This is a genomic window from Mycobacterium sp. TH-M15 (genome assembly GCF_057473705.1).
In genome coordinates, this window is sequence record NZ_JBYCLB010000232.1 from 1 (window position 1) to 8,318 (window position 8,318).

The following is an 8,318-nucleotide window of genomic DNA, read 5'->3' on the forward strand; positions in this document are numbered from 1 at the left end:
TCCGGCCGGTGCGCTCGCTCCGGGGCGTAGGACCGCACCTGATGCCAGCTGCCGTCCTGCAGGGCGACGGCGAAGATGTACATCACCGAGTGGTCCAGGGTCTCCCGAGAGGCGTCCGGGTCGAATTTCTGCGGGTCGCCGGAGCCGGTACCGATCACGAAATGGGTGTGGTGGCTGGTGTGCAGCACGATGCTGGCCACCTGGCTCAAGTCGCCGATCCGCTCCCGGAGCCGCTTCGCCAGATCGATCAACGCCTGGCTCTGGTATTCGGCGGAGTATTCCTTGGTGTAGCTGTCCAGGATGGCGCGCTTGGCCTCACCGGGGCCGGGCAGCGGCACCCGGTAGGTGTGGTCGGGCCCGGAGAGCAGCCAGGCGATCACCCCGTCCTCGCCCTCCCAGATCGGCGCCGGCGCGCCCTCGCCGCGCATCGCCCGATCCACCGCCTCGATCGCCACCTTGCCGGCGTACGCCGGCGCGAACGCCTTCCAGCTGGAGATCAGGCCCTTGCGCGACTGCCGGGTGGCGGTGGTCAGGTGCAGCGCCTGGCCGATCGCCTGGTAGATCACCTCCGGCTCCAGCCGGAGCATGGTGCCGATCCCGGCGGCCACCGACGGGCCCAGGTGCGCGACGTGGTCGATCTTGTGCTCGTGCAGGCACATCGCCTTGACCAGGTCGATCTGGATCTCGTAGGCGGTGGCCAGGCCACGGATCAGGTCCGCGCCGGCGACGCCGAGCTGCTGGGCGACCGCGACCAGCGGCGGGATGTTGTCGCCGGGGTGGGAGTACTCGGCGGCCAGGAACGTGTCGTGGAAGTCCAGCTCACGCACGGCGACACCGTTGGCCCAGGCGGCCCACTCCGCGGAGTAGCAGCCGTCGACCCCGAAGACCTGGGCGCCGGGGGACGACGGGTGCACCAGCGCTTGCCGGCGGGCGACGGTGACCGGGCGGCGCAGCACCGAGGCGGCGCTGACGGCGGCGTTGTCGATGATCCGGTTCACCACCATCGCCGCGGTGTCGTCCGGTACGGCGACCGGGTCGACGGCCACCTGCGCGATCTTCCAGGCCAGGTGCTCCGAGCGGGGGAAGTCGTCTGCGCTGCGGTGGGTCCGAACCTCGTGTACCAACATATTCCACAGCCTACGCAGCGGCCGACCACACCGAAATATACGGCTACTGCGTAATTTTGTAGTCGTCGACGCGGAATTTTGCGAACGGTGCGAAGTTACGGCGCAGTACGGTACCCCCATGACCAAGACGTTCGCCGGGGCGCGACTGCGACGGTTGCGTGCCGAACGCGGCCTGACCCAGGCGGCGCTGGCACGCGAAGTCGACCTGTCGGCCAGCTACGTGAACCAGCTGGAGAACGACCAGCGTCCGATCACCACCGCCGTGCTGCTGGCGCTCACCGAACGGTTCGACCTACCGGTGCAGTACTTCTCCCCCGACTCCGACGCCCGGCTGGTGGCCGACCTGCGCGACGTGTTCACCGCCACCGCGGGTGAGCACGCCGCCAGCAGCGCCGAGATCGAGTCGCTGGTGGCGCGAACGCCGGGGATCGGCCGCAGCCTGGTGACGATGCACCCCCGGCGGCGGGAGGCCACCGAGGAGTTGGACGTCTACCGGTCCCGGGCCGACACCGCGACCGCGCAGCCGCCCGAGCGGCCGATGCCGTTCGAGGAGGTCCGTGATTTCTTCTACGACCGCAACAACTACCTCGGTGCGCTCGACGACGCCGCCGAGCAGATGTTCACCGACGAGGGCATGACGGTCGGCGGCCTGGACATCCAGTTGGCAGCGTGGGCGACCGAGCGTTTGGGCGTCACCGTCACCATCGCCGACGACCTCGCCGTCGGCACCAAGCGGATGTTCCACCCGGACCGCGGCGTGCTCCAGCTGGCCCGCTGGTTGCTGCCCGGCCAGCGGGCGTTCCAGATCGCGACGCAGCTGGCGCTGCTCACCCAGGCAGAGCTGATGTCACAGATCCTCGCGACCGACCAGCTGCTCAGCGCGGAGTCCCGGGACGTCGCCCGGATCGGGCTGGCCAACTACTTCGCCGGGGCGTTCCTGCTGCCCTATCGCCAGTTCCACCGGGCCGCCTGGGAGCTGCGGTACGACATCGACCTGCTGGCCCGCCGCTTCGAGGTGGGTATCGAAACCGTCTGCCACCGGCTCTCCACGCTGCAGCGGCCGCGACGCCGCGGTGTGCCGTTCATCTTCGTCCGCACTGACAGGGCCGGTAATATCTCGAAGCGCCAGTCGGCCACCGGATTCCATTTCAGCCGGATCGGCGGCAGCTGCCCGCTGTGGGTGGTGCACGATGCGTTCGCCCAGCCCGGCCGGATTCTCACCCAGGTGGCGCAGATGCCCGACGGGCGGTCGTATTTCTGGATCGCCACCACCACACCGCCGGAAGGCCGCGGTCATCTGGGACAACAGAAGAGCTTCGCCATCGGCCTGGGCTGCGACCTGGTGCACGCCGACAAACTGGTCTACTCCACCGGCATCGCGTTGGACGACCCGGAGACCGTGGTGCCGATCGGGGCCGGCTGCAAGATCTGCAGCCGGGAAGCCTGCCCGCAGCGGGCGTTTCCCTACCTGGGCCGCCGGGTGGTCGTCGACCAGAACTCGAGCAGCGGGTTGCCGTACTCGCCGGTCAGTCGTCCTTCTTAGCCGCCTCGGCCTCGCCCGCCTCGGCCTGCTCGGCCGCCGGGCGGTAGAAGATCGCCAGCTGGCCGATCGCACCGGCCAGACCGAGGCCGACCGCGATCAGCAGGGCCGACCAGCCGCGCAGCCAGCAGTGACAGAAGAAGAACAGCTGGTCGAGGCTGTACCGGCCCGCGCCGAAGATGGCGACCACGACGGCACCGGTGGCCAGCACCAGGTTGTACTCCCAGCCGTCGTTGAACGCGAAGAAGCCGTTCGGGCGGTGCACCGTCCACACCGCGACCGCCATCACCGCGACAAACCCGGCCGCGGCGATCGGGGTGAGCAGACCGACCGCCAGACCCAGCCCAGCAGCGATCTCGGTCGTCGCAGCGGAGATCGCTTGCAGCCTGCCGGATTTCATCCCGATGCTCTCGAACCACTTAGCGGTACCGGGTATCCGGCCGCCACCGAAGAACTTGTTCAGGCCGTGCGCGGCCAGGGTCAGGCCCAGCACCAGGCGCAGGATCAGTAGTGCGGTGTCAGCAGCAACCATAGCTGTCAGGCTACCGTGCCGACGGCCACCAGCTGTCCCAGTGCGCCCGTGACCCGACACCCGTCCAGGCTAATCCGCCGAACCGTCACAGTGCCGCGTCCAGCCGCCGTAGGTAGCCGTCGATGTCACCGATCGACGACTCGGCGGCGTGCACGCTGATCGCCACCGTGTCGCCGATGCCGTGCACGCCGTGGGTGAGTCCCATCGCCGGCGACAGCGCCGGAAACCCGGTGGTCAACAGCACCGGTGCGCCGCCGAACGTCAGGTCCGCGGCACCACGATTCACACTGGACAGCACGGTGTTGCCGGCCACCCGCTGCGGCCGGACATCGGGGTCGAACTGGCCGACCCCCCAGCGCAGCAGCGCGGCGGGCACGGCGGCGAAGGCCCGGTCCGCCGCCCGGGCGGCCGGATGGCGGGCGCGACGTCTCCCGTCGGCGATGTCGGCAGCGATCCGCTCGGCGCGCTGCTCGCGGCTGAGCCGCGGATACAACCCGACGCCGACATTGCCGAAATGGTTGCCGGCTTGGCGCGCACCGGGTTTGGCCATCGGGACTTCGGCGCCCAGCTCCTCGCACGGCGCACCCAGCTGCGCCGCCAGCGCGACCGAGACCGCCGCCAGCACGCCGACGGTGACGGTGGGCCCGGACAGGTCGGCTCGGGGTCGCACCAGGGTGCGCACCGTCCGGGTGCCGGCCGGGCGGCTGTTGGTACGCAGCACCGGCCGATTCCCCGGCCTCGGCGGTAGCAGCCCGGCGCCGGTGTCGCGGATCAGTTGCCGGTGGGCCCGGGCGGCGGCGACCGCCCGGGCCGGCAGGAAACCCCGACGAGCCGAGCCCAGTGGCGGCACCGGAGTGTCCCGGCCGAAGACCCAGGCGGCCAGCGCCGACGCCCGCCCGCCGTCGGCCAGCGCATGGGCCACCTGCAGCACCGCGACGCTGCCCGCGCCGGCGCAGCCGGGGATGTCGCGCACCGGGGCGAAGACGTGCAGCCGCCACGGCACCACCCTCGGGTCGACCTGGTCGTCGGCCAACCGGGCCACCGCGTCCAGGCAGCCGGTCCAGCCGCCGTCGACCAGGTGATGCCGCACCGCGTCGCGGCAGCCGACCGCCGGCACCCCCCGCGGATAGGCCAGCCGGCCGGCTTCGGCGACTCGGATCGTCAGGTCGGGGCAGAGCCGGGCCCGGTCCAGCGCCGCGGCGACCGCCGCGTCGAGGTCTGCCGGAACCCCGGCGAAGGCGTAGAGCAGGAACTGGTCGCCGGGGATCTTGGCGGACATCCAGTAGAACTGGGCGTCGACCGCGGCCATCGGCTGCCCACCCGGGCTCACGAGACGAAGGCCAGCACCAGATCGGCGACCGTGTCCGGCTGTTCGAGCTGCAGGAAGTGACCGGCCCGCTCGACGACGACCGCGTCGCTGCCGGGGGGCAGCACGCGGCGGGCCAGGTCGGCGAAGGCCGACGTCATGCAGCCGTCGTCGCGGCCGTGCAGATACAGGCTGGGCAGCTGCGGCGGCCGGCTCCAGTAGCGGTGCAGCTCGGCGTAGCGCGCCGGCACCCGGAGCCGGCGCAGCGCCCGGTACGGTCCGAGCGCGGCCCGCCAGCTCTCCGCGGTGCCGATCGCCGCGTCGACGTGGCGGAGGTCCTCGTGGGCGTCGTATCCCGGCGACCACCTTCGCCACAGCAGTGGCAGCAGCCACGACGTGGACCGCTCGGGCAGCCAGGGCAGCTGGAAGTACCCGATATACCAGCTGCGCACCAGCTGACGCGGCAGCTCACGGGCCGTTCGGGCACCACCGGAGCGCAGCGCCGCCACCGGCGGCACCGACATGATCACCGCTTTGCCGAACGGGCTGTCCGGCATGGCGGCCAGCCCGGTCGCCGCCAGCGCCCCCCAGTCGTGGCCGATCACCACGTCGCGGTCGGTGCCGCCGGCGGCCTCGCGCACCCGCAACGCGTCGTCCATCAACGCGCCGATCTGGTAGCTGCCGTCGGCCGGGATCGACGACGGGGCATAACCGCGCAGGAACGGCGCCACCACCCGCCAGCCGGCCTCGACCAGCCGTGGCGCCAGCTTGCGCCAGCCGTAGGCGGTGTCCGGGAAACCGTGCAGACACAACGCGATCGGCGCCCGGGGGTCGCCCCACGTCAATGCCTTGAGGTCTACCGCGGGACCCGGCACGTCGACCCAGCGAGGTTCGGCCATCACGCTCCCTCCGACCTACACGGGATTGATGGTGGACACCAGCCAGCGTCCGTCGATCTTATCCATGATGACGCGATAGCTGGCGGCAACCTCGGCGGGCGGCTCGGAGCCGACCGTGACGGTCTGGTCGACGAAGACCAGCACCACCGCTCGGTCCTCGGTCGCCGCCACCGATGCCGCCGCCGGGACGTGGGTGGTCGCGGTTATCCGCCGGGCCTTCGCGTCCGGGATGATCCGGTTCGCGGCCTCGCTGGCCAGCCGGTCCCGCAGACCGTTCCGGTTGGTCACCAACTGCTGCGCGACGGCCACGTCCTGCTCCACGGTCTCCGCCCGGTAGGACAGGATGGCGATGATGGAATTCGTTGCGGCCTGGATCGATTCACTTCGAGTCTGGTCAACGCCGCGAATCGACGCATCCCACCATTTCAACCCGCCGGCGGTGAGCGTCAGCAGCAGCATCCAGCCGGGCAGCACCCGATACGCCAGGACGCGTGCCCAGTCGACCCGGCGGGCCGGAGGCTGGGTCATCGGCCCCGGCGGCCGGATCATCGCACGTACTCGACGTCGGATACCTTCGCGTCGTCGCCCACCCGCTGCACCGTCAACCGCATCCGCAGTCCGTGCGGCGGCAGGTCGGTGCCGCCCAGCTGTGTCGACGCCACGCTCACCGCGACCAGCACGGCGGCGGTGGTACCGGACTGCGACTCGATGCCCGCCTCGGTGATCGCACTGACCGACTCCGTCCGGTCGCGAGTCACCGTGTCGATCAGCGACGCCGAATGATCGGCGAAGCTCTGGTGGAAGTCACCGGTCGTCGAGTCCAGCACCCGTTGCACGTCGTCCTGCACGTGCTGGTAGTCGACCGTGGTGAGCTCCGTGGCGGTACGGCGAGCGGCCCGGACGAACAGATCGCGCTGCGCCTCGGCGGAGTCGCCGGCCACCGCCCGCAAGCCCAGCCAGCCGGCCAGCGCCGTCAACACCAGCACCCCGATCGCCCCGGCGCGCATCGCCCCATGCCGCGCGTCGGCCGCCGCGTCGTCTGCCATGTCTTCCCCCGGTTCGGTGTGCTGGCTTCGCTGCTTGACCCAAACTAGCCCGACATACCGCACCGGCGGCACCGGGCCGACCGGTAACCTCGGGCGCTAATCGATGCGGAGAGGACGCGATGAACACCGTAGGGCCACCGCAGACCGTCAGCTACGCCGGCACCGACGGCATCACCCTGGTCGCCGACGAGTGGAACCGGGACGCCGCTGCCGACCGGCCGGCCGTGCTGATGCTGCACGGCGGCGGTCAGAACCGGTTCTCCTGGAAGAACACCGGCCAGCTCCTCGCCGACCGCGGCTACCACGTGGTGGTGCTCGACACCCGCGGGCACGGCGACAGCGATCGCGCCCCCGGCGCCGACTACGCCGTCGAGACGCTCGCCGCCGACGTGCTGGCCGTGCTCGACGCCATCGACCGGCCGGTGGTGCTGATCGGGGCGAGCCTGGGCGGCCTCACCGGAATCCTGGCGGCCGCGAAGGCCGGCCCGCAGCGGGTCACCCGGCTGCTGCTGGTCGACGTGGTGCCCCGCTACGAGAAAGACGGCAGCGCCCGCATCCGCGACTTCATGGCCGCCCACCGGGACGGTTTCGACTCACTCGCCCAGGCCGCCGACGCGGTCGCGGAGTACCTGCCGCACCGGGCGCGGCCGGACAACCCGGACGGGCTGAAGAAGAACCTGCGGCTGCGCGACGGCCGCTGGTACTGGCACTGGGATCCGGCGCTGCTGACCAAGCCGGACGACGACCCGCTGCTGCGCACCGAGCAGCTGGAAACCGCCGCGATCGGGCTGACGATACCGATCCTGTTGATCCGCGGCCGGTTGTCGGACGTGCTCAGCATCGAGGGGGTCCGCGATTTCCTGGCCAAGGTTCCCGACGCGGAGTTCGTCGAGCTGGCCGACGCCGGGCACACCGCCGCCGGTGACGACAACGACGCCTTCACCGCCGCCGTGGTGGAGTTCGTGTCCCGCCCGCCGTCATGAGGATCTGGCCCCTGCCGGCCCTGCCGGCCGGCGCGACCTGGGCGCTGGCCGCCGTCGTCGTGGCCGAGTCCGCCGCGCTGGCCGTGCTCGGGTACCGGCTGCGGCGCGCCCGCCGCCAGGTCGACGAGCTGCGGGCGCGGACCGACAACCGCAACGTCCTGCTCTCCGGCGGGCTGGACGCGGTGCGGACCGTGTGGCAGACCGCGAACCGGGTGCGCACCCAGGGATTCGGTGCCGCCGTGCGCGGTTCGATCGAGGATCTCGCCGACTGGGCCGAGGTGGAGCGACCCGACCTGGCCCGGATCACCCGGGACGGCCGGGTTGCGATCCTGTTCACCGACATCGAGGAGTCCACCGCGCTCAACGAACGGATCGGCGATCGGGCCTGGGTCAAGCTGATCGCCCGGCACGACGAGATGGTCCAGCGGATGGTGCGCGACCACGACGGGCACGTGGTGAAGAGCCAGGGCGACGGGTTCATGGTGGCGTTCGCCCAGGCCGAACAGGCCGTGCGCTGCGCCGTCGACATCCAGCGGGCGCTGCGCCGGCAGCGGCGACGACCGCACCCGATCCGGGTCCGGATCGGCATTCACACCGGGCGGTCGGTCCGGCGCGGGGAGGACCTGTTCGGCCGCAACGTCGCGATGGCCGCCCGGGTGGCCGCCGCGGCGGACGGCGGGCAGATCCTGGTCAGCGAGGCCGTTCGCGACGCCGTCGCCGGGTGCGACGGCATCACCGTCGACGCCGGCCGGGAGGTCGAGTTGAAGGGCTTCGCCGGCTCGCATCGCCTCTACGCGGTGGAGTTCCCGTGATCGGATTCGGCCAGCCGCTGATGCAGCCGGGCCCGGACCTGGTCGGGGGTGTAGGCGTTCCGGCGACGCTGGT

Annotated in this window: 9 protein-coding genes; 3 read left to right on the forward strand and 6 right to left on the reverse strand. The window is 71.5% G+C overall.

Annotated elements, in window-relative coordinates:
• On the reverse strand, positions 1–1,127 hold a 1,127-nt coding region (locus AC2VNT_RS05465), incomplete at its 3' end, for an MmgE/PrpD family protein (protein ID WP_486945887.1).
• Between the two features lie 118 nt (positions 1,128–1,245).
• Between AC2VNT_RS05465 and AC2VNT_RS05470 the strand changes: the two genes are divergently transcribed.
• Positions 1,246–2,670, forward strand: a complete 1,425-nt coding sequence (locus tag AC2VNT_RS05470) for a short-chain fatty acyl-CoA regulator family protein (RefSeq protein ID WP_486945888.1) — start codon at positions 1,246–1,248, stop codon at positions 2,668–2,670.
• Here AC2VNT_RS05470 and AC2VNT_RS05475 read toward each other — a convergent pair.
• The 5 genes from AC2VNT_RS05475 to AC2VNT_RS05495 all read right to left on the reverse strand — a co-directional run bounded on the left by AC2VNT_RS05475 (position 2,654) and on the right by AC2VNT_RS05495 (position 6,450).
• Positions 2,654–3,199, reverse strand: coding sequence for a DoxX family protein (locus AC2VNT_RS05475; protein ID WP_486945889.1), 546 nt, complete (start codon positions 3,197–3,199; stop codon positions 2,654–2,656). The two genes, AC2VNT_RS05470 and AC2VNT_RS05475, sit on opposite strands and share 17 nt — an antisense overlap.
• 85 nt (positions 3,200–3,284) lie before the next feature.
• Complete coding sequence (locus AC2VNT_RS05480) at positions 3,285–4,508, reverse strand: WS/DGAT/MGAT family O-acyltransferase (RefSeq protein WP_486945895.1); 1,224 nt, start codon at positions 4,506–4,508, stop codon at positions 3,285–3,287.
• Positions 4,509–4,525: 17 nt separating this feature from the next.
• Positions 4,526–5,404, reverse strand: coding sequence for an alpha/beta fold hydrolase (locus AC2VNT_RS05485; protein ID WP_486945890.1), 879 nt, complete (start codon positions 5,402–5,404; stop codon positions 4,526–4,528).
• Between the two features lie 15 nt (positions 5,405–5,419).
• Positions 5,420–5,953, reverse strand: coding sequence for a hypothetical protein (locus AC2VNT_RS05490; protein ID WP_486945891.1), 534 nt, complete (start codon positions 5,951–5,953; stop codon positions 5,420–5,422).
• Positions 5,950–6,450 (reverse strand): Mce protein, encoded by a 501-nt coding sequence (locus AC2VNT_RS05495; RefSeq protein ID WP_486945892.1) that lies wholly within the window; start codon positions 6,448–6,450, stop codon positions 5,950–5,952. The genes AC2VNT_RS05490 and AC2VNT_RS05495 overlap by 4 nt, the downstream gene beginning before the upstream one ends.
• Positions 6,451–6,569: 119 nt before the next feature.
• Here AC2VNT_RS05495 and AC2VNT_RS05500 point away from each other — a divergent pair, with 119 nt between their 5' ends.
• On the forward strand, positions 6,570–7,433 hold the full coding sequence (locus AC2VNT_RS05500) for an alpha/beta fold hydrolase (RefSeq protein ID WP_486945893.1): 864 nt from the start codon (positions 6,570–6,572) through the stop codon (positions 7,431–7,433).
• The gene (locus AC2VNT_RS05505; RefSeq protein ID WP_486945894.1) at positions 7,430–8,245 is read left to right on the forward strand and encodes an adenylate/guanylate cyclase domain-containing protein; all 816 of its coding nucleotides are present in this window, start codon (positions 7,430–7,432) and stop codon (positions 8,243–8,245) included. Before AC2VNT_RS05500 ends, AC2VNT_RS05505 begins: the two co-directional genes overlap by 4 nt.
• The last annotated feature ends 73 nt before the right edge of the window (positions 8,246–8,318 follow it).